The following is a 25,426-nucleotide window of genomic DNA, read 5'->3' as shown; positions in this document are numbered from 1 at the left end:
CCGCGGCAGCTAAGGAGAAGGAGCTCTGCACGCACACTTTGAGGGTAACACGGGTGCGTAAGATGAAAGGGCACTACCGTCCGTAAAGTCCAGCATGCAGACGCCTTCCGGTGTTACGCCCGGCAGCGGCGTCCCAGCAAAGGAGTTGCAGTGCCCATTTCGGGGATCGATCCTTCCACCATTGATCACACAGTCCGGCCGCAGGATGACCTCTACCAGCACGTCAACGGCGCGTGGCTGAAAGCCACCGAGATTCCGGACGACCGGCCCCTGGAGGGCACCTTCACCGCCCTGCGTGACGGGTCGGAGATCGCCGTCCGGGACATCATCGAGGAAGCGGCAGCCAAAGGCGATGACGCCACCGGGATCGAGCGGAAGATCGGCGGGCTGTACAACAGCTTCATGGACGAAGCCACCGTGGAGGGCAAGGGCATGGAGCCCATCCGCGGGCGGCTCGCGGAGGTCCTCGCGACGTCCTCGGTCCCGGAGCTCATTGCCCTGGCGGGCCGGTTGTTCCGGGCGGACGTCGGCGGGTTGTTCTACATCTATCCCGCCCCTGATGCGGGCAACCCGGACCGGGTCCTGCTGTACACCGGGCAGGGCGGCCTGGGCCTCCCCGATGAGTCCTACTACCGGGAAGAGAAGTTCGCCCCGATAGTTTCCGCCTACACGGCGCACGTGGAGAAGATGTTCGAACTGGCGGGGTTGGCGGATCCGAAGGGCGCCGCTGCCCGCGTGGTGGGGCTGGAGACAAAGCTCGCGTCCCACCACTGGGACAACGTCACCCTCCGCGACCCGCAAAAGACCTACAACCTGAAGACGGCGGATGAAGCGGCCGCACTCTTCCCGCTCTTTGCCACCTGGTTCGAGGCTGCGGGAATCGACCCCGAAAAGCGGGCCGAAATCGTTGTCAGCACTCCTGACTTTTTTGCGGGTGCTGCCGGGCTCCTGGATGAGGTCCCGGTCGCCACCTGGCAGGAGTGGCTGGCCATGCGCGTCGTCAGCGCGGCTGCGCCCTACCTGTCCTCCGCGTTCGTGGATGCCAACTTCGCGTTCTATGGCACCACCATCAGCGGCACTCCCCGAAATAAGGACCGGTGGAAGCGCGGCGTTGCCGTCGTAGAGGCCGGCCTCGGTGAGGCCGTCGGCCAGATCTACGTGGCACGCCACTTCCCCGAATCCCACAAGGCGCGGATGCAGACTTTGGTGGCGAACCTCATCGAGGCGTACCGCCGCAGCATCAATGACGTCAGCTGGATGGGCCAGGACACCAAAGCCGAGGCCCTCCGCAAACTGGAGGCGTTCCGGGCGAAAATTGGCTACCCGGACGAATGGATCGACTACTCCGCCGTGGAGATCGACCCCGACGATCTGCTGGGCAACGTGGAACGCGCACACAATGCCGACGTCGACAGGCACCTTGACGAGGTAGGCAAGCCGGTGGACCGGAACAAGTGGCTGATGACGCCGCAGACGGTCAACGCCTACTACCACCCCATGATGAACGAAATTGTGTTCCCCGCGGCCATCCTGCAGCCGCCGTTCTTCACCGCCGACGCCGACGATGCCGTCAACTACGGCGGGATTGGGGCAGTGATCGGCCACGAGATTGGCCACGGCTTCGATGACCAGGGATCCCAGTTCGACGGCGGCGGGGCCCTTCGCAACTGGTGGACGGACCAGGACCGGCAGGCCTTCGAAGCGCTGACCGCCCGCCTCGTGGCGCAGTTCGAAGCGCTTTCCCCCACCGCCGCTCCGGGGCACCACGTCAACGGCCGGCTCACTCTCGGTGAGAACATCGGCGACCTGGCGGGGCTCACCATCGCCCACAAGGCCTACCAGATCAGCCTGGACGGCGAGGAGCCGGAGGTCCTTGACGGCCTGACCGGGCAGCAACGCTTCTTCGCTTCCTGGGCCGCGGGCTGGCGCCAAGTCATCCGGCAGGAAGAGGCCATCCGCCGGCTTGCCACCGATCCCCACTCCCCCAACGAGTTCCGGACCAACGCCATCGCCAAAAACCTTGACTCCTTCCACGAGGCATTCGATGTCACCGCGGAGGACGGAATGTGGATGCCGGCCGCTGAGCGGGTCAGCATCTGGTAGCCGGAACGCGCCTGGAACCTGAACACTAAAATGGGCCCCGCCATTGGCGGGGCCCATTTTGCTGCCGGGCGCGTTGGTCCGGGAACGCAACGGTTTACTGCCGGACGATCAGCTCAGGATTTGCCTGCTGGCACACCTTGTCCCCTGCCGTCTGGTTCACAATGTCCTGGGGCAGTGCAGCGGCAGCTTCGCCACCTGCGCCATAGGCGGTGCCGGCGGTGAAGTCGCTGCCGACATACACCTGCACGCCTGCCACACCCGGAGCGGGAATCATGAGGGTGGCCGGAATCCCCAGCAGCGCGGCCACATCCGCCGCAACATCAGCAAAACCATTGCCGTAGTACACCGCCGACTTGGCCACCGGCTGGGCGAGGAACTGGCCGGTCTGGGTGAAGCCACCTGCAACCAACGCCTGGACGAGCTCCTGGGCACGGCCGGTGACGCCACTTCCGTTGGCGACAGTTACGGGCTGGATGGCTTTGTTGTAGGGCGGCACCGACGGCGCCGTCTCAGTCGGAGCGGCCGACGGCGTTGCCGTTTCGCTGGGCGACGGCGTGGTGGGTGCGGTGGGATCCGTCAGGTCGACGTTCTTCCGCATTGCCGAAAAGAGCTGCGCACCCGCGGGTTCTGCGATGACCAACCTGTTGGGGTCGACGGGCGCAGGCGTCGTGGGGACCGCCACGAACGCCACCTTGCTGATGTCGATGTCCTTGAGCCTGTTGCCAATGGTCAGCAATGTGGGAACGGACGCGAGCCCGTCATCCACCGTGAGGTTCTGGGTTACGACGTCGGCGATCTTCAGCATCTTCGCGGGGTCGGACAGTGTTCCGTCGTCCTTGATCTTGCGCGTCAGCGAGGAGAGGAAGCCCTGCTGCGCCTTGATGCGGCCCAGGTCGCCGCCGTCGGCAAAGGCGTGACGGGTGCGGAGGAACGCAAGTGCCATTTCGCCCTGCACGGACGACGTTCCGGCGGGGAGCCGCAGCCGGGAGTCGGGGTCGTACACGGCATCGCTGATGCACACTTCCACCCCGCCCACGGCGTTGGACAGTTCCTTCACGGCATTGAAGTCGGCCATCATGAAGTGGTCCACCTGCATGCCCGTGAGCTTGTTGACAGTGTCCACGGCGCAGCCGATGCCGGCCTCGCTCATGGCCTCATTGATCATGACGCCGGTGCGTGCCGGGTAGTCCTTGTTCGTCTTCCGGTCCCTGCAGTCCGGAATGTCCACCAGCAGGTCCCGGGGAAAGCTGATCACATTGACCCGCTTGTTGTCCTCGGAAATGTCCATCAGCATCATGACGTCTGACTTGCCGTAGCCGGTGGAATCGTCGGCGGTTCCATACGTGGAGTTTTTGCCGTCGCGGGTGTCCGAGCCGAGGATCAGGATCTGGAGCCGTCCTGTGGCATCGTTTCCCGCCGACTCGGTGCTTTCCCCACCGGCATTCAGGGGCGCCTTCGAGATGTTGTTCTGGAGCCGGAAGAACCAGAACCCGGCGAACGCGGCAGCTGCCACGAGGACCAGTGCCACCACCCCGGTGACGGCCTTCAGCCACAGGGGCATGCCGCGCAGGGGGCCAAGATGCCGCGCGGCACCCACGTCATGGCTGTCCGCGTGACGGGATACCGGTCCCGGTCCGGCTGGCAGGCCAGCCTCGTTGTCGCGATTGTCGCGGCCTCGACCCACGTGGTGAACCTTCCTCTAAAAACGAAATCCGGTCCATTTTAGTGGTCCAGTCTGGAGAACTTGCCCGGCGCGCCCCTGCGAACGGGGTTATGCGGGTCAGAAACCGAGTTTGACCAGCTGTTTCGGGTCGCGCTGCCAGTCTTTGGCCACCTTCACGTGGAGGTCCAAATAGATGCGGGTGCCAAGGAGGGCTTCGATGCCTTTGCGGGCGTTGGTGCCGACTTCACGGAGGCGGGCCCCGCCCTTGCCAATGATGATGGCCTTCTGGGAGGGGCGTTCCACGTAGAGGTTGACGCGCACGTCCAGGAGCGGGTTGTCGTCCGGCCGGTCCTCACGGGGAACAATTTCCTCCACCACGACGGCGAGCGAGTGCGGAAGCTCGTCCCGGACCCCTTCCAGGGCTGCTTCGCGGATGAGTTCGGCCACCATGACGGCCTCGGGTTCGTCGGTCAGTTCCCCGTCCGGGTACAGCGGAGGCGACGGCGGCATGTGGCTGATCAGCACGTCGGCGACCGTTTCCACCTGGAAACCGTCGGCGGCGGACACGGGAACGATGTCCTTCCAGCCGTCCTCCCCCATCACCTCACGGCCAAGGGCCGCCACGGCGAGGAGCTGTTCGGTGAGTGCCTGTTTGTCCACGAGGTCTGCCTTGGTGACGATGGCAATCACGGGCTTGCGGCCCACGGCGGCCAACTGGGCTGCGATGAACTTGTCGCCGGGTCCGATCTTCTCGTTGGCAGGCAGGCAGAATCCGATGGCGTCCACCTCGGCGAGGGTGTCCGCCACGAGGTCATTGAGGCGCTTGCCGAGCAGGGTGCGGGGACGGTGCAGGCCCGGCGTATCAACCAGGATCAGCTGGGCGTCGTCGCGGTGCACGATGCCGCGGATGGTGTGCCGCGTGGTCTGCGGCTTGGCGGAAGTGATGGCCACCTTCTTGCCCACCAACGCGTTGGTCAGGGTGGACTTGCCCGCGTTGGGCCTGCCGACCAGGACGGAGAACCCGGCGCGGAAACCGCCAAAGTCGTCCGGTTCGGCGGCCTTATTTTTCTTGCTCACGTGGAACTCCCTGCTGGGTTGCTTCGGCCTCTTCCAGGAGGCCTTCAAGGTCAGTCTCTACTCTTGGTACGGGCGCCGCAATGATGTGGCTGACCCTGTTCCGCCGGCCTTCCAGCCGGTCCGCCCGCAGCGATACGCCCTGCACATCCACGCTGCTGCCCACGATGGGAACTCGGCCGAGCGCCTTGGCAAGGAGGCCGCCCACGGTGTCCACTTCGTCGTCGTCGATCTCCAGGTCGAACAGCTCGCCCAGGTCGTCGATGCCCATCCGGGCGCTCACCCGGTAGGAGCCGTCTCCCAGGGCCACGGCTTCCGCGCTTTCGGTATCGTATTCGTCCACGATCTCGCCCACGATCTCCTCGATCAGGTCCTCGAGGGTCACCAGTCCGGCGGTGCCGCCGTACTCGTCGATCACGATGGCAACGTGCGTTGACTCTTTCTGCAGCTCCCGCAGGAGGTCGCTGACCGGTTTCGACTCCGGCACGTACCGCACCTCGCGGGCCAGCGACTCCACCAATGGCGGCTGCTGGTCCGCCGCCAGCTGGTGGATGACCGCTGCCACGTCCTTGAGGTAGACGATGCCAAGGATATGGTCGGTGTTCTCGTTGATGACCGGGATCCGCGAGTAGCCGGAGCGCAGGAACAGGGACATTGCCTGGTGAAGGCTTGAGCCTGCGTCGATGCTGACGATGTCCGTCCTGGGGACCATGACGGCCCGCACCAGGGTGTCGCCAAAGTCGAAGACCGATTGGATCATCTCGGCTTCGGTGTCCTCGATCATGTCGGACTCGCTGGCCCGGTCCAGGAGTTCCCGGAACTCCTGTTCACTGAAGAAGGCGTCGTCACCACCAGGCGCACCGGGGGCGGCAGAGCTTCCCACCGCCACCAGCCAACCGGGAATGGGCCCCAGCAAGCTGGTGAGGAAGCGGACCATCGGTGCGGTGAAGCGGACCACCGCGGTGGAGTGCAGCCTGCCGAGCTGTCGGGGTGACACACCCACAATCACAAACCCCAGCAGGGCCATGATGCCGGTGGCCACCAGGCCGGCGAGCCAAACGTTGTCCAGCAGGCTCGCGATCAGGACGGCGACAGCCACCGCCGAGGCCATTTCAAACCAGACGCGCCAAAAGCGGAGCGCGCGGGTGTGGGACACGGGGTCGGCAAGGATGCGGCGCATGGCGGTGCCGCGGCTACTGTGTAGTGCCTCTTCGGCGTCGTGCCGGGGAAGGAAACTGAAGGCGGCCTCGGCCGCAGTCAGCAGGGCCGCGACGGCAAGGAAGACCAGTGCCACCGCGACCAGGAGCAGTTGCGTCACTGGGTTGTCTCGGCAGGTGCTTCTTTGCCTGTGAAGCCGGACAGGAGTTCCCGCTGGAGCCCGAACATCTCTGCTTTCTCCTCCGGCTCGGCATGGTCGTAGCCCAGCAGGTGGAGGATGCCGTGCGTTGTGAGCAGCAGCATCTCGTCCTGGAGCGAGTGGCCGGCGTTTTTGGCCTGGACCTTGGCAACCTGCGGGCAGATGGCGATGTCGCCCAGCATGCCCTGCGGTGTGGGCCGGTCAGGGGTTCCGGGGGTCAACTCGTCCATGGGAACCGAGAGCACGTCCGTGGCGCCCGGCTCGTCCATCAGTTCGATGTGCAGCTTCTCCATGGCCGGTTCATCCACCAGGAGGATGGAAAGTTCGGCCTGCGGATGGATGTAGAGCTGCTCAAAGATGTACCGCGCCAGGGCCACGAGCCCGGACTCATCCACCTGGACGCCGGACTCGTTGTTCACCTCGATGCTCACGCGTGTTCCCCCCGTTTTTCGCGGCTTGCTGAATGCTTGACCCGGTTCCGCTGGGTTTCATCCCAGATGCTGTAGGCGTTGACGATGTCGCCGACAAGCCGGTGCCGCACCACGTCGGCGGCGTCCAGGACAGAGAAGCTGACTCCCTCGATGCCCTGCAGGATATCCTCGACGATCCGGAGCCCGGAACGCGTCCCGAAGGGCAGGTCCACCTGGGTGACGTCTCCGGTGACCACCATCTTGGAGCCAAAACCGAGCCGGGTGAGGAACATCTTCATCTGTTCCGGTGTGGTGTTCTGGGCTTCGTCGAGGATGATGAAGGCGTCGTTGAGGGTGCGGCCGCGCATGTACGCCAGCGGCGCTACTTCGATGGTGCCGGCAGCCATGAGCCGCGGGATGGATTCGGGGTCGATCATGTCGTGCAGGGCATCGTAGAGCGGCCGCAGGTAGGGGTCGATCTTGTCGCTGAGCGTGCCGGGCAGGAACCCCAGCCGCTCTCCCGCCTCCACCGCGGGGCGCGTCAGGATGATCCGGCTGACCTCTTTCTGCTGCAGTGCCTGCACGGCTTTCGCCATGGCCAGGTAGGTCTTGCCGGTACCGGCCGGACCGATGCCGAAGATCACCGTGTTGGCATCAATGGCGTCAACGTAGTTCTTCTGGTTCAGCGTTTTGGGCCGGATGGTCCTGCCGCGGCTGGAGAGGATGTCGTGGGTCAGCACATCCACGGGATTTTGGAGCGACTGGGTGCGCAGGAGTGCCACCAGCTGCTGCAGCACGGCGGGCGTGATGACCGTGCCGCGGGCCACCAGGCCACGGACCTCCTGCAGGAGCCGCATGATGCGGGGAACGTCACTGACGGGGCCGCTGATGGACAGTTCGTTGCCGCGGGCATGGAAGTTGACGTCCGGGAACTGCTCTTCGATGAACCGGAGCGCCTCATCATGGCTGCCGAGTGACTGAACCATCTGGTCGGAGTTCTCAAAGAGGACTACTTCGGTCCGGATCCCGGGAAGGGAGTGCGGGAATTCCCCCGGACTGCCGTCGCCCGTGTTGAGCCGGCGCTTACCATTTGCTGATTCAGTCATGGTGTTGGCCCGCAGGCCCGTGGTCCCCTCGAAGATCGACATCACTTGTTTGCTTTGGCTGATGCCGGCGCCCGTTGCACGGTGCTCCTTGCCCAGCGATCCCTTTATCTTACGCCAGCAGCCGCCCTGACCGGATACATCGGCCGGTTCACGGGCCGTGTGCGGTACAGACGCCACGACAGGGACAGCACCCCGTGCCGGCTGCAAAATGCGGCGTTAGGTATCAACTTCATATCGGCCTCATATCGTTCCCGTTGCAGTTGCGGCCCGGGAGGCCAAAGTGCGGCTGGGAGGACCTCCCCCTGTGCAATGCTGGAAATCCAGCGTCTGCTGGAACGCCAGGCCGCCAGGGGGATCGGCCCGCCACGCCAGGAAAGGACAAGGGCAGGACAGTGCCGGAAACCTCTGTGCCCGAAAGGGCAGGACGACCGATGGGCCGCCTGCGCCCGGCCGTCCTCGCAGGAATCCTGGTGCTCGTTCCGGCCCTTGCAGCCTGCACCGCCGAGACCGGACCATCGCCCGCCGGCACAACCGCGTCAGTGCCCGCCACCGGCGGCACCATGCCGGACACGCCCGCCACCAGCGCCCCGCTGGAAACCACCCAGTCCTCCAACAAGGCCCCCGTGTACTGGATCGGCCGCAGCGGCGGGAATATCTTCCTCTACCGTGAGTTCCGGGACGTCCCGGAACAGGAGAACCCGGTGACCCGGGCACTGCGCGCCATGATGTCGGAGAAGCCGCTGGACCCCGACTTCTTTACGCCCTGGCAGAACCCGGACAAACTCGCCACCTCCATTTCGGGCAAGGACATCATCACCGTTGACGTCTCCGCAGACGCCTTCAACAGCAATCTCGACGCCGACATGGCGGCCCGCGCCGTCCAACAGCTGATCTACACGGCCACTGCTGCTGCCGCGAGCTCGGGGCTGATCGACACAGGACAGCAGGTCCGGGTGCGGATCCTCGTGGACGGCCACACAGACTACGTGGCGTTCGGAAAAGTCCAGCTGGGCGCACTGATGACCCGTGCCGCCGGCCTGGTGGCGCCGGTCTGGATCATTGATCCCCAGGAGAACACCGAGGTGCCCGCCGGCAGCGTAAAGATCACCGGACGCAGCACGTCCCCGGGGGCAAAGCTCCGCTGGCAGATCCTGCAGTCCGGGGACGGCGGCAGCAAAGCGCCCTTCCTGGCCGGTGAGACCACGGCCGGGGCCGGGCAGGGGCAGGCAGGCGTCTTCGCGCTGGCACTCAATTTGCCGCCGGGCGACTATGAGCTCCGGGTGGCCCAGGCAGGGTCCGGCGGGGAGCCGGACCGCAATGAGGACACGCGCTCCTTCAAGGTCAGGTAGCAGCCCAACGGCCGAGGATGTCGCTTGCCAGCACGACGGCGGCCGGGCCGGCGGTGGAGGACCGGAGGACGTGGTGCCCCAAGAGGGCGGTCACGGCGCCTTTATCGCAGAGTTTGGTGACTTCCCGGGGACTGATCCCGCCTTCCGGGCCGACGATCAGCAGGACTTCCCGGATCCCGTCCCGTGCACTCCCCTGCCACCCCTCAAGGACGGCGCGCAATGGACGCACAGCGTCTTCGTGCAGGATGACCGCCAGGTCCGCGGCCTCCACGGCAGCGGAGAGCCCGGCCGTTTCGACGGCGGCCCGGACCTCGGGAATCCAGGCCCGCCGTGCCTGCTTGGCGGCCGCGGCGACGGAAGACTCCCACTTGGCATGGGCGCGGGCGGCCCTGTCGCCTTTCCAGCGGACGATGGACCGTTCGGACTGCCAGGGTATGACGGCGTCGATCCCCAGTTCGGTGGCCGTCTCGATCGCCAGTTCATCGCGGTCGCCCTTCGCCAGGGCCTGCACCAGCACCAACCGGATGCCGGGCCTTTCTTCCACCGCGACGGAGCCGCACTCCACCTCGAGCCCGGAGGGAGCTGCGGAGACCACCTTTCCGGTCATGCGGGTGCCGGCGCCGTCGACGATGTCCACCGCCTCGCCCGGAGACAGGCGTTTGACGGTCACGGCGTGCCGCGCCTCCGCCCCTTCGAGGATAAAGGTCCGGCCGGGGGCCATGCCCGCCAGGGAACCGGCGGAGGTGAAGAAGACGGGGTTGCTCACCGCTACAGGTTACCGAGCCGGTCCCGGAGCTTGGCGAACATGCCGCCGCTGGCCGCGAGCTTGCCTTCGGTGATCTGTTCGCTACGGAGTTTGGCGAGCTGCCGGAGGAGGTCCTCCTGCGCGGGGTCGAGCTTGGCGGGAGTGTCGACCTGGAGGTGGACCTTCAGGTCCCCGCGGCCGTATCCCCTCAGGTGCGTGACACCCAGGCCTCGCAGCGTGATGATCTCGCCGGACTGGGTTCCGGGCTTGACGTCGATGTCCTGGGTACCGTCGAAGGTTTCCAGGCTGACGTCCGTACCCAGCGCAGCCGCGGTCATGGGAATGTGCAGGGTGGCATGCAGGTCGTCGCCTTCCCGCACGTAGGTGGCGTCATTGTTGACACGGATTTCCACATACAGGTCGCCGGCCGGGCCGCCTGCGGGTCCGGCTTCGCCCTGCCCGGAGAGCTGGATCCGGGTACCGGTGGCCACGCCAGCGGGAACCTTGATGGTCAGCGACCGGCGGCTGCGGATCCGGCCCTGGCCGCTGCATTCGTTGCAGGGGTCCTTGATGACCGTGCCGAAGCCTTCGCAGGTGCCGCAGGGAGCGGCCGTCATGACCTGGCCCAGGATGGAGCGCACGGCCCGCTGGACCTGCCCGCTGCCGCCGCAGATATCGCAGCGCTCAGGGTGGGTGCCGGGCCGGCAGCAGGATCCGTCACAGGTGGGGCAAACCACGGCGGTGTCCACTTCGAGCTTCTTGTTCACGCCGAACACCGCGTCCCGAAGGTCGATCCGGACGCTGATCAGGGCGTCCTGGCCGCGGCGGACGCGGGACGCCGGGCCGGACGTGCCGCCGGCGCCGAAGAAGGTGTCGAAAATGTCCTGGAACGCGAAGCCCTGGCCTGCGTAACCGGCACCGCCGAAGCCGTTGTCCGTGCCGTTCTCGTTGCCCGTGGTGTCGTAGATCCTCCGCTTTTGGGGGTCGGAAAGGACCTCGTAGGCGTGAGTTACTGCCTTGAAGCGTTCTGAAGCGTCCGCACCGGGGTTTACGTCCGGGTGAAGGGTTCGGGCCAGTTTGCGGTAGGCCTTTTTGATCTCTTCACCCGTAGCTTCGGGTGAGACTCCAAGGACGTCATAGTGGCTGCTCAAAGTTCGTATCTCTTCCTTGTTGTACTGCGTTCAGTTGGGCGGCCCCGCTCTGTACTCCGGGCCGGAACAGGCTCCGGCGGCGAAGAGTCAAGGCCCCAAGATCCTGGAAAGGTAGCGGGCCACAGCCCTGACGGCGGCCATGGTGGTGGGGTAGTCCATCCTGGTTGGGCCGAGGATCCCTACCTTCGCGACGCTGTCCGGGCCGTAGCCGGTGGCCACCACGGAAGCTTCGGCAAGGCCGTCATAAGGGTTCTCCCTTCCGATACTGACAGCCACTCCCCGGTGGTCCTGGGCCATTTCGCTCAGCAGCCGCAGCATCACCACCTGCTCCTCGAGCGCCTCCAGCACGGGACCGATGCTGAGGGGGAAGTCCACGTTGGACCTGGCCAGGTTGGCCGTTCCGGCCATGACCATCCGGTCCTCCCGGGTATTTTGTGCCAAGCCCTCCAGGCCCAACGCCAGCGCGTGCGCGGCCTGGCGTTGGCCGTGTGCGGTTCCGGCTACGACGGCGGGAAGCACCTTGGCCAGCTGGCTCAGCGGTGTTCCGGCCAGCGCGGCAAGGAAACGCGTACGGAGCGAAGCCAGCGCGTCGTCGCCCAGGTCCTGCCCGACGTCGATGACCCGTTGCTCCACCGTGCCGCTGTTGGCAATCAGCACCACGAGCACCTTGCGGGGGGCCAGCAGCACGAACTCGATATGGCGCACCAGCGCCTTGCTGAGGTGCGGGTACTGGACCACGGCCACCTGGTTGGTCAGCTGCGACAGCAGCCGGACGGTGCGTTCCAGGACGTCATCAAGGTCGTCTGCGCCTTCCAGCAGGGTCTGGATGGCCCGGCGTTCTGCCGCGGACAGGGGCTTCACCGCCGAGATCTGGTCAACAAACAGACGGTAGCCCTTGTCCGTGGGAATTCGACCTGCGCTGGTGTGCGGGGCCGTGATCAGCCCCTCGTCCTCCAGGGCCGCCATGTCGTTCCGGATGGTTGCGCTGGAAACGCCAAGATGGTGCCGCTCGACCAGCGCCTTCGAGCCGACAGGTTCGCGGGAGTGGACGTAGTCCTCCACGATGGCCCGCAGCACTTCCAGTTTGCGTGGCTCGGTCACTCTCCACCTCCATCCAAGCTCCGGGGCGCATGCCCCGCCACGTGTCACCAGCGTTAGCACTCGACATGCCTAAGTGCTAACAGTCTATTATGCCTCGGCCCGTTGTTAGCATTGGTACCGCTCCGGGCGGAATTCCGGTGCGCAGGACCTAGCGCTAGGCGGATTGAATCCATGGATTACCAAAACTGGGGGCCCCGCGGGATATCCGCCCCGGCCAAGGCGGAGTTGCCCGAGGTGCCGGTGGAACGGGGCATGGTGCTCGAGGATGTCCAATCAGGCTGGGTTGGCGCCGTCACGCGGGTGGAGAAGTCCGGCGGCATGCATGTTGTGGCGCTGGAGGACCGCCGCGGGAAATCCCGATCCTTCAAGCTCGGCTTCGGTTTCCTCCTCGAGGGGCGGCCCATCCGGCTGATGCCCCCGGTGCCCCGTCCGGCAGCTGCAGGTCCTTCCGCCGGCAGGACGGCCTCCGGCTCCGTCCGGGTCGCCGGCCAGCGTGCCCAGGTCGCGAAAGCAAGCCGCATCTGGGTGGAAGGCAAGCACGACGCCGAACTGGTGGAAAAGGTCTGGGGAGACGACCTGCGGGTGGAAGGCATCGTCGTCGAACCCCTGCACGGCATTGACGACCTCGCCGCAGCAGTTGCGGACTTCAAACCCGGTCCGGGCCGGCGCCTTGGTGTCCTCGTTGACCACCTCGTTCCCGACTCCAAGGAATCGCGTATTGCCGCCGCCGTCATGGCCTCCCCCGGCGCGGCCGGCAACGTCCTGATCGTGGGACACCCCTACGTGGACGTCTGGCAGGCCATCCGGCCCACTGTCCTGGGCATCGAGGCGTGGCACGCCGTGCCCCGCGGACAGGACTGGAAGACCGGAATCCTGAAAGCCTTCGGCTGGCCCCACGCCACCAAGGAGGACATCGGCCTGGGATGGCAAAAACTGCTGGGTGCCGTGCGCACGTACGCGGACCTGGAAGCGTCGCTGCTGGGGCGGGTTGAGGAAGTGATCGATTTCCTCACCGTGCCCTGAAGGCCCGGCACCGCTCCGAAAGCCAGTATTCTTGGTAGTGCAGCGCCTTTTCCCAAAGGCGCTGAGCACCGCGCCCGTACATGATGTCAGCACCACTTGCACCTCCGAAGGAACAGACTGTGGCAGAAAACGCACGTGATCACAGGGATGGCCAGGGCCGCTCCGAGTACCATGGCGTCCCCGCCAATGCCCTGCCGCTCACGGCCAGCGAGGACCGCCAGTGGGCCACGCTCGCGCATTTCGGCGGGATCCTGGGTTGCGTCCCCTCGCTGCTGATCTACCTGATCTTCCGTGACCGCGGCCCGTTCACCGCGCAGGAGTCCAAAGAAGCACTGAACTTCAGCCTGCCGCCCACCATCGCCGCCGTGCTGGCCAACATCCTGGTGTTCATCCCCTACGTGGGGAACATCTTCGCGGTGATCGCCACGTTGATCTGGGTGGCGCTTACCTGCTTCTCCGTGGCGGCAGGGATCCATGTCAACAAGGGCCAGCCGCACCGCTACCAGTACAACCTTCGCTGGATCAAGTAGGCCCCGCCGGCTCCCAGCCCTCGCAAGCTCGGGCAGGGGCCCCCGCCGCCGTGGGCCCACCCACCAGCGCCCTAGACCCGCGAGCCCGGCCAGGGAACCCTGCGGGCGTGGACCCAGTCAGTCGGGCAGGATGCGGCGGACTACTGCGTCCGCCAGGAGCCTGCCCTTGAGCGTCAGGACCAGGCGCCCCCGGAACGCAGCGGCAGGATCCACCAGGCCGTCCGCGATCAAGCCGGCGATCTGGTGCCGGCCCCCAGGGCTGAGTGTGGCGACATCAAGCCCTGACCGAAGACGCGCCTCCAGCATCACCCGCTCCAGGTTCCTGGTTTCGGCATCCAGGGTCTCCCTGCCCGCCGCAGGCGACAGTCCCTGGGACAGGCGGTTTGCATACGCGGACGGGTGCTTCACGTTCCACCAGCGCACCCCGCCCACGTGCGAATGCGCGCCGGGGCCGATGCCCCACCAGTCGTCGCCGCGCCAGTACGCCAGGTTGTGGCGGCACGCGTGTTCCGGGTTTCGCGCCCAGTTGCTGACCTCGTACCAGCCGAGTCCGGCTTGGGTGATCAGCTGGTCGGCGAGTTCGTACTTGTCGGCGTGGTCGTCGTCGTCGATTCCCGGAACCTCGCCGCGGCGCATCTGCGCGGCCAGCTTGGTGCCGTCCTCGACAATCAGGGCGTAGGCGCTGATGTGGTCCGGCTGGTAGGAGAGGGCAGTCTCCAGGGAGTGGCGCCAGTCGGCCAGCGACTCCCCCGGCGTGCCGTAAATCAGATCCAGGCTGACATCCAGTCCTGCCTCCCGCGCCCACTGCACCACCTGCGGAACCCTGCTGGGTGTGTGGGTGCGGTCCAGGACCTTGAGCACGTGCGGAACGGCGGACTGCATGCCGAAGGAGACCCTGGTGAAGCCCGCCTCCTTGAGGACGGCGAGGGATTCAGGTGTGACCGAATCAGGGTTGGCTTCGGTGGTGACCTCGGCGCCGTCCTCGATGCCCCACTGGTCGATGGCAGCGCGAAGGATCAAGGCGAGGGCATCAGCCGGCAGCAGGGTGGGTGTGCCGCCGCCGAAAAAGACCGTGCCGAGCTTCCGCTCCGGCAGCCCGGAGCGCGTCATCGCGGTGGCGGCCAAGGACACTTCCGACACCGCGGTTTGGGCGTAGGCATCCTGTGACGCGCCGCCGCCCAGTTCCGTGGCGGTGTAGGTGTTGAAGTCGCAGTACCCGCAGCGGACGGCGCAGAACGGGATGTGGACGTACAGGCCAAAGGCCCGCGCCGCCGCACCGTCCGCCGCCTGTGCAGGCAGCAGACCGTCCGACGGCGCCGGGTCGCCGAGGGGAAGGACGCTGGGCATCAGCGGGTCCCCTGCTGCGCGGTGGTCACTTCTTCTTGGCCTTGTCCTTTGATTCGTCGGTGGTGAGGGCAGCGATGAACGCCTCCTGCGGAACCTCCACGGTTCCCACCATCTTCATGCGCTTCTTGCCTTCTTTTTGCTTCTCCAGCAGCTTGCGCTTACGCGAGATATCACCGCCGTAGCACTTGGCCAGCACGTCCTTGCGGATGGCCCGGATGCTTTCGCGGGCGATGATCCTGGAACCGATGGCCGCCTGGATGGGCACCTCGAACTGCTGCCGCGGGATGAGTTCGCGGAGCTTGCCGGTCATCATCACACCGTAGGCGTACGCCTTGTCCCGGTGCGTGATGGCGCTGAAGGCGTCCACCTGTTCGCCCTGGAGCATGATGTCGACCTTCACAAGGTCGGCAACCTGCTCGCCGTCGGCTTTCCAGTCAAGAGAGCCGTAGCCGCGCGTTTTTGACTTCAGGATGTCGAAGAAGTCGAAGACGATTTCCGCGAGCGGCAGGCGGTAGCGGATTTCCACCCGGTCCTCGGAAAGGTAGTCCATCCCGTTCATAACGCCGCGGCGTGACTGGCACAGTTCCATGATGGCGCCCACGAACTCGTTGGGGGCCAGGATGGTGGCGGAGACCATGGGTTCGCGCACCTCGGCGATTTTGCCGGTGGGGTACTCGCTGGGGTTGGTCACGCGGACCACCCTCTTGTCCTCCAGGGTCACCTCGTATTCCACGTTGGGTGCGGTGGAGATGAGGTCCAGGTTGTATTCGCGCTCCAGGCGTTCGCGGGTGATCTCAAGGTGCAGGAGACCCAGGAAGCCCACCCGGAACCCGAAGCCCAGCGCAGCCGAGGTCTCCGGTTCGTACACCAGCGCGGCGTCATTGAGCATGAGCTTCTCGAGGGCGTCCCGGAGTACAGGGTAGTCGGCGCCGTCCAGCGGGTAAAGGCCGGAGAACACCATGGGCTTGGCGTCGGCGTAGCCGGGGAGCGACTGGGCGGCCGGTTTGGCAAGGTTGGTGACAGTGTCGCCCACCTTGGACTGCCGGACATCCTTCACGCCGGTGATCAGGTAGCCCACTTCGCCGACGCCCAGGCCCTTGGAGGGCGTGGGCTCCGGGGAGCTGACCCCGATTTCCAGGAGCTCGTGGGAGGCCCTGGTGGACATCATCTGGATGCGTTCACGCGGGTGCAGCATCCCGTCCATCACGCGGACGTAAGTCACCACGCCGCGGTAGGTGTCGTAAACCGAGTCGAAGATCATGGCGCGGGCCGGCGCATCCGGGTCGCCCTTCGGCGCAGGCAGGTCGCGGACGATCTTGTCCAGGAGGGCTTCCACGCCGACGCCGGTCTTGCCGGACACTCGCAGGACATCCTCAGGATCGCCGCCGATCAGGTTGGCCAGCTCGGCGGCATATTTCTCGGGCTGGGCCGCCGGCAGGTCGATCTTGTTCAGGACCGGAATGATCGTGAGGTTGTTTTCCATCGCCAGGTAGAGGTTGGCAAGCGTTTGGGCCTCGATGCCCTGGGCTGCGTCCACCAGCAGGATTGCGCCCTCGCAGGCAGCCAGCGACCTGGACACCTCATAGGTGAAGTCCACGTGGCCCGGGGTGTCGATCATGTTCAGCGCGTAACTGACACCGTCCACCTCCCACGGCATGCGGACCGCCTGCGACTTGATGGTGATGCCGCGTTCGCGCTCAATGTCCATCCGGTCCAGGTACTGGGCCTTCATGTCGCGCGCCTGGACCACGCCGGTGGACTGCAGCATCCGGTCAGCCAGGGTGGACTTGCCGTGGTCAATGTGCGCGATGATGCAAAAGTTCCGAATAATTGCCGGATCTGTCGCGGCGGGCACCGGTGCGGTGCGGGCCATGGGAGACACGCAGGGTCCTTACTGTTGGCTTTTCTGCAGCCATCCGCCAGGCACGCGAAGGGCGCCTGCGGTCCAGCCGCACGTCTTTAACGTCCAGTGTCCCACGTCCGCGACCCCGCCACCGCATCCCGACCGGCTTCTGCGCGCTGTTTCAACGGCGCAGCCCCGCCGATAAGCTGTCGGGATGGCCATTGATCTCCGCTCCCTGGCAAACGCTGTCCGCCGTGGCCTGCGCATGCTGCAGACACAGCCCAAGGCCCAACAGCCGGTCCCCGGCCAGCACCGCGGCGGAAAGCGGCCCGCCCCCGGCGAAGGTACTCCCGCCGAATCCGCCGCCTATCCCGGGGATTACCGCGGCCGCGGCTCTGTCCGCTACGCCCCTCAGCCCGATGGCGACCCGGATCCGGGCGAAGTGGTGTGGGCCTGGGTGCCCTATGAGGAGGATCACGGCAAGGGAAAAGACCGCCCGGTGCTGTTGGTGGGGCATAACGGCCCGTTCCTCCTGGGACTGATGCTGACGAGCAGGGACCGGGTTCCTGCCGGGACGTCGTCCCCGGACTACGTGGACCCTGGCTCCGGGGGGTGGGACAAACAGGGCAGGGACAGTGAGGTGCGGCTGGACCGTATCCTCCAGATCCGCCCGGACGCGATCCGGCGCGAAGGCGCGGTCCTGGACAGGGTGCGGTTTGAAAAGGTGGCAGCCGGACTGCGGCGGCGACACGGCTGGACCTGACCACCTGAAATGGCCAGGGCGGCCGCTGACCTGCTAATCTTTATTGCTGTGTGTCCGTGCAGGTCGACGGTCACTGATGGCTGGCCGCCATAGGTATCCCCACGCCGCTCAGTCAAGGCCAGCCTGAAAGCCCTCTAGACCATTTCCGCATTACAAAGAGAGTTCACACGTGGCGAATATCAAGTCCCAGAAGAAGCGCATCCTGACCAACGAGAAGGCCCGCCTGCGCAACAACGCAGTCAAGTCCGAGCTGAAGACGGCCATCCGCGCCGTCAACACCGCTGTTGAGTCCGCTGACAAGGAAGCTGCTACTACTGCGCTCGTTTCTGCCAGCCGTAAGCTGGACAAGGCTGTCAGCAAGGGTGTTCTGCACAAGAACAACGCAGCGAACCGTAAGTCGGCGATCTCCAAGAAGGTCAACGCACTCTAAGGTTTCCAGTTCCCACGAACTGATGGTGTGGCCGGTACCCTCGGGTGCCGGCCACACGCTTTTAGGCCGGGGCGCCTTCAGGTCCGGGCGCCTTTAGGACCGCCGCTCCAGGAGCCGCGGCAGCACGCCGTCGAACATCCCCGGCACATGCCGGAATGGAGTGCGGGGAGCTTACAGGTCCCGTGGACGCGCTGTGGGCTACCTGCCCTGGACGGACATGGCAATCACGGTGACGGCATGCTCCACCGCGTAGACGGGGTCCCGGGACAAGCCCTTGACCTGCGCGTCAGCTTCTGCCGTGGCTTGGATGGACCGCACCAGGCCTTCCGGGGTCCAGCGCCGGACGTCGCGCTGCGCCTGTTCCACCAGCCAGGGCTGCATGCCCAATTCCGCCGCGATCTGCGCGGACGATCCGGAGGCACCTGCCACCCGTGCCACCGTCCGCAGCTTGGATGCGAGTGCAGCGACCAGCGGTACGGGGTCAGCGCCGGTGGCAAGGGCGTGGCGCAGCGTCGACAGGGCAACGGGTGCGTTTCCAGCCATGGCAGCGTCGGCCACCTTGAAGGCGGTCGCTTCGACCCGGCCGCCGTAATACTTGTCCACGGTGTCAGTGGTGACGGTGCTTCCCGCATCGGCGATCAACTGGGCGCAGGCGGCAGCAAGTTCTGACAGATCCGCTCCCACGGCGTTCACCAGGGCCTGCACGGCGTCCTGGTTGATGCGTCGTCCGGCTGCCTTGAACTCCGCGGAAACGAATTGGACCTTGTCCGCATCCTTCTTCAAGGGCTGGCACTCGACGACGGGCCAGCCATCTTTCCTGATGGCATCGAGCAGCTTTTTGCCGCGGGCTCCGCCTGCGTGGCGAAGCACGACGACGGCGTCCTCCTCCGGGTGCTGCAGGTAACCGAGGGCATCGGCAAGGAAGGCGTCATTCATGCCTTCGACGGCTTCGACCTCGATGAGCTTGCTTTCGCCGAACAGTGACGGGCTCACCTGCATGGTCAGGGTGCCTGCCTCATAGGCGGCCGCGTTGATGCGGCTCACTTCCACGTCCGGCGCGGCCGCCCTGACCTGGGACCGGATTCTGTCCATTGCCCTGATGCCCAGGTATTCTTCCGGACCGCCCACCAGGACGATCCGGGCCGGGGTGACGTCCCGCCAGGAGGCTGTGTTGGACGCCGGGGAGCGGGGTGCTCGCTTTTGCGCAGCGGCCATCGACAGTTCCTTCCGGAGGTTTTCTTGCAGTATCCCAGCCTGCCACGTCTGCGCCCGCGGTCCAAGCTGCGGATGCCGCCCAAGCGTTGCAGCCGGAGCTCCAGCAGCTCCAGGGCCGCCACGGTTCGGGTGTGCGATTTCCGGACATGGTGAAGGAGCCGGACGGGCCTTGCCGCTGCCCAAACAACGCTAAGCGACAGGACCGACAGCAGCACCATCGACAGCATCCCGGGCGCCCCTTCCGGCCAGGGAAGCGACGAGCCCGGCAGCTGGGCTGCGATCCTGGCCGTGGCGGCGACGCCGGTGCTGAAGGTTCCCGCAACGGCTATCAACGCCGTGGCAGCCCACGGCAGCACCACCACCAGGGGCACGGCTGCTGTTCCCAACAGGGTCACGGGAGCCACCAAAGGCGAAGCGACGACGTTAGCCACCAGCGAATAGGTCGCAAACTGGGGCTGCAGGAGCACGATGACCGGCCCGCACAGCAGCTGGGCGGACAACGGAACCGCTATCGCGGCAGCCAGCCATCGCGGGACTGCCACAGGTATCCAACCGACGATTCTCCGTCCCAGGAGGATGATCCCCAGTGTGGCCAGGACGGAAAGCAGGAAGCCGAAGCTCGTACCCAGGGCCGGATCCACCAGCAGCAGCCCCAGGACGGCCAGGCACAGGAAGCTCAGCCCACGGCCAGGGCGTCCACCGGCCAGGGCGGCGACCCCGATTGCTCCCATCAGCGCCGCCCGCAGGACGCTGGCATCAGGTCCCACCAGGACCACGAACAGCGCCAGGCCGCCGAGGGCCGCGGCTGCGGCGGGGGCGCGCGGCAGCCGGAACCGCCGGGACAGCAGCAACAGCGCTCCCAGTACCAGGCTGCAGTTTGCCCCGCTGACCGCCGTAAGGTGCGTCATACCAACGGCCTTCATCGCGTTGTTCAGTCCCTCGTCCAGGGCACTGGTGTCACCGGTGACCATCCCTGGCAGAAGCCCGCGGGCATCGGGCGCCAGGAAAGCCGAGGCGGAAACGAAACGGCCCCGAAGATCCTTGGCCGGCCCCTCCAGCAGTGAGCCGTCCGCCGCCTTGCCGGGAGCCGTGGAAGCAGCCAGGTATCCCGCCTCCTGCCCGCCAAGGTCTGCCGGCCGCAGCTTCCCCGCGGCGCGCAACGTTTGCCCTGGCACCACGGCGCCCCACCCCTGCCCGCCCATCACGACGAGCCGTGCGCGGGTGCGCACCAGGACGCCGCCCGTGGTCACCTCCCTCGTCCACACCGGCACCGACCAGCGTTCCGCCGCCCCTCCAGGGCCTCCCAGTACGCGCGGGTTTGCGGCTACCTCAACGACGGCGACGGCTGACTTGCCAGCCGCAATGGCCTCGGCCAGGGGCCCGTCGAACCGTTGGCTTGACGCTGCCGCGGAGTGGGCCGCCGCCGCGGCGGCCAGCATCAGGGAGACGCCCAATGCTGCCCGGAAGCTTCGGCCCCGGGCGCTGCGGCTCCCCGGCCCCGATGCGCGGCCGACGGCGGCACCAACCTTTCCTGCCCGTCCGGCCTTCGCAGCGCGGGCGAGGGAAAAGGCGCCGAGTGCCGCCAGCGCACAGCACAGGGCGGCCAGTTCCGTGGGCGGGAGCCAGAGTCCGGCCACTGAGGCGGCCCACACCAGTGCCGCGGGCAGGGCAAGCCGGAGGTCGGTGCGGCGCCGGGATCCTGCAGAGCGGGCGTCACTTGCCTCCTGGCCCTTGCCGCTATCGGCCATCCGCTTGCGAACGTGTTCCACGCCCTGGACCAGCGCTGTCGAAGGATGCTCTGTCCCTGGGGAAGCCGTGGCCGCCCTGCCTGGGTAGGTGCCCTGAACTGCGGATTCGACGAACCGGCTCCAGGGACTCCTGGCTCCCTCCGGCCTGCTGGCGTCCCCCTGCCTTCGCTGGTCTGTAGCCCTGCCTGTCCTGCCCTTCTTTGCTGCCACCGGGACGCCTTAGACCGTCACCAACGGCAGCAGGGCTTCAAGCATCTTCGGCCCGACGCCATCCACCGCGTCCAGTTCTTCAACGCTCGTGAAAGGACCATGGTCCTTGCGCCAGTCAACAATCCGCTGCGCGAGCACCGGCCCGACCTTCGGCAGCATGTCCAGCTCGGCAGCATCAGCGGTATTGAGATTAATCTTCTTGCCGGCTGCCGCTCCTGGCTGGCCCGTGCGGTTGGACCCACTGCCACTCGACCCGGCATCTACGGCTCCTGTGCCGCCCGGGTCGGTTCCACCGGACTCGAAGGAATCGGCTGCGGAAGGCACCGGCTCCCCGCGCTGCGGAACATAGATCTTCTGCCCGTCCTCCACCACCAGGGCCAGGTTGAGCCGGTTCACGTCAGCGTCCGGGACCGGACCGCCAGCGGCAGCAATGGCGTCATCCACGCGGCTGCCTTGTTGGAGCCTGATGACACCGGGCGTGGCTACGGCTCCTGCGACGTGCACCACCACAAGCCCGCCGGGAGTTGGCTGTCCCGGGCCGCTGCCCGGATCCCCGCCGCCTGTTTCTCCGCCATCTACGTCGCCGGATTCCGTATCCGCGGGCGGAGTGCTGTCAGCAGCGGTTCCGCGGGCTCCCGCAGTCTTCCCGCCGGCACTGGCACCGCTTAGGGGCAGGACCTCCGGGGATCCCGCCCCTGCCTGCCACCAGAAGCAGGCTCCCGCAGCCACTGCCAGGGCACCCAGCAGCAGGGCAACCCGCAGTCCCACCCGCCACCGGAGCGACGGCACACCGCCGGACCCGCTCCCCGGGCTGCCGGTTTCCGACCCGCCTGTTTTGGTCCCACCTGTTTCGCCGGGGCCGCGGTACTCAAAACCGCCACCGGGTCCGTCCCCCAGGAGCCCGGGGGGCGCCTCCCCCAGCGTCGCCTGCAGCCGGTCCCTCGCATGACGGGCCTGCTGACGTGCTGCTCCAGCATCCCGGCGTGACATAGCTCCACCCTAGGAACCGCAGCCAGTCGACGGCACAGGCCAAGGGGGCTATGTGGAAAGTTGGGCGCACTGGATGGGACCCGCAGCGGCGGCTACTGCTTCCCCGTCTCTTCGATAAACTCCTGCGCGATCTGCGACATCACCCCAAGAGCCTCTTCCTCGCTTACCGCCATCCTGGTATTGGATCCCATGTCGAGTGACACCGTTCCGGCAAGGACGCGGAGCCCGACGCCAGTGATGTTCCCGTTGATGGATTGCTTCGTCACGTAGGCCTTCTCCCCGACGTCCGGACCCGGAAGAAGTTGAACGGTGAACTTCTGGGGGCCCGTGGCTCCGGACACCGTTTGGTCGAACGTGGCGCAGTGCTCCATCAGCTGCTGGCTGTAGTCAAAGTCGGCTTTGGCGAGGGTTTCCCGGGGAGCGCTTCGCACATCGAAGAGAATCATGCCGGCTCCCTGCCCGCCAAGGTTGAATACCTCCCCCAGGGCAAAGCCCATGGTGAAGTCCAGCTGCGCCTCGTGCTGCCACGATCTGTGGAAAACGTTGCATTCAGCCGGCTCGGTGGGACCGAGGATGGATGATCCCGGAGGGACTGGCGGCTGGGTCATCAACGCGTACGACTTGCGTGCCATGGCCGTGTCCTCGGCTCTTCCGCCGTGTGGCTCCAGGACTTTGCTGCTGATGGCCATGAGTTCCTGGTCCGTGAAGACCTTGGGCGACGCCGTGGTGGGCTCTGCCAAGGGGGTCGTGCTGGATGAGTCTGTCGGGTTAGTACTGCTGCCGGTCGGCGAAGCCGTGTCAGCTGGTTGCCCGGACCCGCATGCGGTGAGGATCAGCAGTCCTGCGCCCAGCATGACGGTTTTTCCGAACTGACCGGCGCACGTGGGGTTTTGCACAGAACTCCTGGTCTGCCGATGCATCCGGATTTCCTCCTGTCTGTTATCACCTGCCGTATATCGGCGCGGCGGGCACGGGCTGGCTCAGAAGTCGATCCCCTTGACGAGGGTAATCAGCTGGTCCCTGGTCTGCTCATCAGTGGGCCCGTCCGGTGAAATCAGGATCTGCGCGGTGAAGATTGCCATGTTCTGCCCGCGGGCGACCATGAGGGACATGATCGTGACCGGAACATCGCTCTCCGGCCTGAGCGACTTCGGTCCGCCCGGTTCCGAACGGGTAACGAGAATCGCTTTGTCGCCAACGCCCTGGATGTTTTGGCCATCCGGCGGCAACGGTCCCGAGAGCGCGGCCGCACCTCCCTGGTGCAGTTCGATGGCGAACACGAGCGAGTCCGGACCCGGTGTGCCCAAGGCGCCAAAGCGGTACCGGCAGCTGCCCTCACCCGGGAGAACCTGCGCCTGGGTGGTGGCACCGAAGGCCTGCTTGAGAGCGTCGGTGCTGACCAGGGCGCATACGGGGCTGTTCGTGGAAGCCTGCGGTCCCACAGGCGGCGCATGCGGAACACGAAGTTCACTGCCGTTGCCCCACCCGCCGTCGACGGCTGCCTGGGCCAGTGCGTGCGCGGAAGCGTTGCCGTCCGGTACCGGAGTTCCTGCTGCGAGAGGCGGCATGGCCACGATGCGCAGGTCGAGGGACTCGTTGCCCCTGACGGCCTTGAGCACCGTATTTGCCGACGCCCCACCGGGCTCGCCGCGGAACCACCCCGTCCACTGCATGCAGGCGAAGTCCCCGATGCCATCCACCGCTGAGCAGTCGGCGGCCTTTTTCGTTTCGGCGATTTGGGCGGCCGATGCGGGCGACGTCAGCGATACCGACAGCGCAAGTACCTTGTCGTACTTGCTCATGTAGCTGCACAGATAGGCCGGACTGCCCGCAGGTTTGCCACTTTGCCCCATTTGGACCAGCCCGGGGTCCACCTTGGCGGCGATCGTGGGCGTAATCAGGTCACAGGCAGGGCTCCCGGATCCGGTTGCCTGGGGCTGGGTTGGCGATGAGGGGCCGCCTCCCTGTGAGCATCCAGCCAGGACGAAAGCCAGTACGGCCGGGAGGGCGAGGACTGTCCAAAAAGCGCGAATTTCGGGAGCACGCATGTTTTCCTCCGGTCCCCTGGCTGCTGTCCCGAAGCGGAACGGGACTGACGCGAAGACACTACGGATTCCCGTAGATTCCCACCAGAGGCCAAGGACCTTGCGGACGAGGTGGGGTTTCCAAAGCCTGGCTTGAGGGCTTGAGCGGAGCGCCCACGGACATGCGCCCTACCCTGGCAGGTGGGAACTTTCCGGCGCGGCGGCGGTCCTGCCAACAATGACGGCCAGCACGCCGAGCCCCGCATGGGCTGCCAGGACGGCAGGAAGCGAACTGATCTGGGCTGGAGGGCACTCTGGAAGGGCCGCCTCCAGCCGCACCGCCAGGCTCTCCGCTTCCTCAGGATTGCCGAAGTGGTGGACGGCCAGGACCACGGAGTCCCCTGGATGCGGCGCAGCCGCGGCCACAACGATTTCCTCAAGCCGCGCCACCGCCCGCGCCGCCGAACGCACCTTTTCCAGCGGGACTATCCTGCCGCCGTCGACCGCCAGGATTGGCTTGATGGCGAGCATGGTCCCCAGGAGCGACGCCGCAGCCCCGATCCGTCCGCCGCGGCGCAGCTGCTCCAGGCTGGGCACATAGAAAAAGACCTTGGTACGTCCAGCCTGGGCCGCTGCCGCAGCGGCCACTTCAGTCCGGTCACCGCCGACCGCCGCCACCGCCACCGCCGCCTGCACTGCCATGCCCTGCGCCATGCCGACGGTCCCGGTGTCAACCACGTCCACCGGAATCCCCACCTTGGCTGCAGCCAGCCGTGCAGCGTCCGCCGTGCCCGAGAGTTCGCCTGAGATGTGCACCGAAACAATTCCCTCAAACCCCCGCAGTTCCGCGGCACGGAAGGCCTGCTCGAACTGCCCGGGGGACGGCCTGGACGTTTTCACCGGTGACCCGGCGGCCAGGGCCACGGCAATGGTTTCCAGAATGTCGTCTTCGCCCTCGCCGTAGATTTCCGCGCCGACCATGACCGGCATCGGAGTCACTGTAAGGATGCCGTCCCGCGGCAGTGCGCTGACATAATCCGCCGGCAGGGCGGCCGCTGAGTCCGTGACGACGGCGGTGCGCACCACGGCGCTCCCGCCCGGGCGCCTGGTCCCGGGCCGGGCAGCAGGACGGAGGCCCGACAGCCGTGCACGGACCCACGGCCAGGCTGCGGCGTTACTGTCGGGCAAGGTGCCTCCTGGCGACGGTGTCCGGCTCGAACAGCACCGGCCGCCGGAAAGTCTCC

The 25,426-nt window shown here is 66.4% G+C and carries 22 protein-coding genes; 6 read left to right on the top strand and 16 right to left on the bottom strand.

Annotated elements, in window-relative coordinates:
• The first annotated feature begins 150 nt into the window (after positions 1–150).
• Positions 151–2,103, top strand: coding sequence for a M13 family metallopeptidase (locus ACTHQS_RS08640; RefSeq protein WP_440167821.1), 1,953 nt, complete (start codon positions 151–153; stop codon positions 2,101–2,103).
• Between the two features lie 94 nt (positions 2,104–2,197).
• Here the strand turns inward: ACTHQS_RS08640 and ACTHQS_RS08635 are convergent, their stop codons facing one another.
• From ACTHQS_RS08635 to ACTHQS_RS08615, 5 genes are all read right to left on the bottom strand, one after another.
• The gene (locus tag ACTHQS_RS08635) at positions 2,198–3,787 is read right to left on the bottom strand and encodes an LCP family protein (protein ID WP_440167819.1); all 1,590 of its coding nucleotides are present in this window, start codon (positions 3,785–3,787) and stop codon (positions 2,198–2,200) included.
• A 96-nt stretch (positions 3,788–3,883) separates the two neighbouring features.
• Positions 3,884–4,843, bottom strand: a complete 960-nt coding sequence (gene era / locus ACTHQS_RS08630; RefSeq protein WP_159631946.1) for a GTPase Era — start codon at positions 4,841–4,843, stop codon at positions 3,884–3,886.
• Positions 4,827–6,158, bottom strand: coding sequence for a hemolysin family protein (locus tag ACTHQS_RS08625; protein ID WP_440167817.1), 1,332 nt, complete (start codon positions 6,156–6,158; stop codon positions 4,827–4,829). The genes era and ACTHQS_RS08625 overlap by 17 nt, the downstream gene beginning before the upstream one ends.
• A complete protein-coding gene (gene ybeY / locus ACTHQS_RS08620) occupies positions 6,155–6,628 on the bottom strand; it encodes an rRNA maturation RNase YbeY (protein WP_440167815.1) in 474 nt (157 codons plus the stop codon). Before ybeY ends, ACTHQS_RS08625 begins: the two co-directional genes overlap by 4 nt.
• A complete protein-coding gene (locus tag ACTHQS_RS08615) occupies positions 6,625–7,713 on the bottom strand; it encodes a PhoH family protein (protein WP_440168015.1) in 1,089 nt (362 codons plus the stop codon). Before ACTHQS_RS08615 ends, ybeY begins: the two co-directional genes overlap by 4 nt.
• Before the next feature lie 431 nt (positions 7,714–8,144).
• On the opposite strand from ACTHQS_RS08615, the gene ACTHQS_RS08610 reads away from it, so the two are divergent.
• Positions 8,145–9,062 (top strand): GerMN domain-containing protein, encoded by a 918-nt coding sequence (locus ACTHQS_RS08610; protein ID WP_440167813.1) that lies wholly within the window; start codon positions 8,145–8,147, stop codon positions 9,060–9,062.
• On the opposite strand, the gene ACTHQS_RS08605 is transcribed toward ACTHQS_RS08610, so the two are convergent.
• The 3 genes from ACTHQS_RS08605 to hrcA all read right to left on the bottom strand — a co-directional run bounded on the left by ACTHQS_RS08605 (position 9,055) and on the right by hrcA (position 12,059).
• Positions 9,055–9,828 (bottom strand): 16S rRNA (uracil(1498)-N(3))-methyltransferase, encoded by a 774-nt coding sequence (locus ACTHQS_RS08605; RefSeq protein WP_440167811.1) that lies wholly within the window; start codon positions 9,826–9,828, stop codon positions 9,055–9,057. The genes ACTHQS_RS08610 and ACTHQS_RS08605 overlap by 8 nt on opposite strands.
• A gap of 2 nt (positions 9,829–9,830) precedes the next feature.
• Complete coding sequence (dnaJ, locus tag ACTHQS_RS08600; RefSeq protein ID WP_440167809.1) at positions 9,831–10,958, bottom strand: molecular chaperone DnaJ; 1,128 nt, start codon at positions 10,956–10,958, stop codon at positions 9,831–9,833.
• A gap of 87 nt (positions 10,959–11,045) precedes the next feature.
• Positions 11,046–12,059: a heat-inducible transcriptional repressor HrcA gene (gene hrcA, locus ACTHQS_RS08595; RefSeq protein WP_440167808.1), complete on the bottom strand. Its 1,014-nt coding sequence runs from the start codon at positions 12,057–12,059 to the stop codon at positions 11,046–11,048.
• A gap of 171 nt (positions 12,060–12,230) precedes the next feature.
• Between hrcA and ACTHQS_RS08590 the strand changes: the two genes are divergently transcribed.
• The gene (locus ACTHQS_RS08590; protein WP_440167806.1) at positions 12,231–13,082 is read left to right on the top strand and encodes a DUF3097 domain-containing protein; all 852 of its coding nucleotides are present in this window, start codon (positions 12,231–12,233) and stop codon (positions 13,080–13,082) included.
• A 119-nt stretch (positions 13,083–13,201) separates the two neighbouring features.
• Positions 13,202–13,612: a DUF4870 domain-containing protein gene (locus ACTHQS_RS08585; RefSeq protein WP_141941485.1), complete on the top strand. Its 411-nt coding sequence runs from the start codon at positions 13,202–13,204 to the stop codon at positions 13,610–13,612.
• Between the two features lie 117 nt (positions 13,613–13,729).
• On the opposite strand, the gene hemW is transcribed toward ACTHQS_RS08585, so the two are convergent.
• Both hemW and lepA read right to left on the bottom strand, forming a co-directional pair.
• Positions 13,730–14,959 carry a radical SAM family heme chaperone HemW gene (gene hemW, locus ACTHQS_RS08580; protein WP_440167804.1) on the bottom strand — a complete coding sequence of 410 codons (1,230 nt, stop codon included), beginning with the start codon at positions 14,957–14,959 and terminating at the stop codon, positions 13,730–13,732.
• Between the two features lie 25 nt (positions 14,960–14,984).
• Positions 14,985–16,841: a translation elongation factor 4 gene (lepA, locus tag ACTHQS_RS08575; protein ID WP_440167802.1), complete on the bottom strand. Its 1,857-nt coding sequence runs from the start codon at positions 16,839–16,841 to the stop codon at positions 14,985–14,987.
• Between the two features lie 175 nt (positions 16,842–17,016).
• Between lepA and ACTHQS_RS08570 the strand changes: the two genes are divergently transcribed.
• Both ACTHQS_RS08570 and rpsT read left to right on the top strand, forming a co-directional pair.
• Entirely contained in the window at positions 17,017–17,565 is a 549-nt protein-coding gene (locus ACTHQS_RS08570; protein WP_440167800.1) for a type II toxin-antitoxin system PemK/MazF family toxin, read from the top strand.
• Positions 17,566–17,734: 169 nt separating this feature from the next.
• A complete protein-coding gene (rpsT, locus tag ACTHQS_RS08565; protein WP_018761400.1) occupies positions 17,735–17,995 on the top strand; it encodes a 30S ribosomal protein S20 in 261 nt (86 codons plus the stop codon).
• 198 nt (positions 17,996–18,193) lie between these two features.
• Here the strand turns inward: rpsT and holA are convergent, their stop codons facing one another.
• The 6 genes from holA to ACTHQS_RS08535 all read right to left on the bottom strand — a co-directional run bounded on the left by holA (position 18,194) and on the right by ACTHQS_RS08535 (position 25,370).
• Positions 18,194–19,087 carry a DNA polymerase III subunit delta gene (gene holA / locus ACTHQS_RS08560; protein WP_440167798.1) on the bottom strand — a complete coding sequence of 298 codons (894 nt, stop codon included), beginning with the start codon at positions 19,085–19,087 and terminating at the stop codon, positions 18,194–18,196.
• Positions 19,036–20,979 (bottom strand): ComEC/Rec2 family competence protein, encoded by a 1,944-nt coding sequence (locus ACTHQS_RS08555; RefSeq protein ID WP_440167796.1) that lies wholly within the window; start codon positions 20,977–20,979, stop codon positions 19,036–19,038. The genes holA and ACTHQS_RS08555 overlap by 52 nt, the downstream gene beginning before the upstream one ends.
• A 198-nt stretch (positions 20,980–21,177) precedes the next feature.
• Positions 21,178–22,158, bottom strand: coding sequence for a helix-hairpin-helix domain-containing protein (locus ACTHQS_RS08550; protein ID WP_440167794.1), 981 nt, complete (start codon positions 22,156–22,158; stop codon positions 21,178–21,180).
• A 92-nt stretch (positions 22,159–22,250) separates the two neighbouring features.
• A complete protein-coding gene (locus ACTHQS_RS08545; protein WP_440167792.1) occupies positions 22,251–22,898 on the bottom strand; it encodes a hypothetical protein in 648 nt (215 codons plus the stop codon).
• A 240-nt stretch (positions 22,899–23,138) separates the two neighbouring features.
• Entirely contained in the window at positions 23,139–23,960 is an 822-nt protein-coding gene (locus tag ACTHQS_RS08540) for a hypothetical protein (RefSeq protein WP_440167790.1), read from the bottom strand.
• A gap of 411 nt (positions 23,961–24,371) precedes the next feature.
• Positions 24,372–25,370: a DegV family protein gene (locus ACTHQS_RS08535; RefSeq protein ID WP_440167788.1), complete on the bottom strand. Its 999-nt coding sequence runs from the start codon at positions 25,368–25,370 to the stop codon at positions 24,372–24,374.
• Positions 25,371–25,426: the final 56 nt, after the last annotated feature.

Source organism: Arthrobacter sp. SAFR-044, assembly GCF_051965175.1.
In the GTDB taxonomy this organism is placed as follows: Bacteria; Actinomycetota; Actinomycetes; order Actinomycetales; family Micrococcaceae; genus Arthrobacter.
Note: the sequence above shows the minus strand (reverse complement) of the source record. Positions and strands in the feature narration are given on the sequence as shown.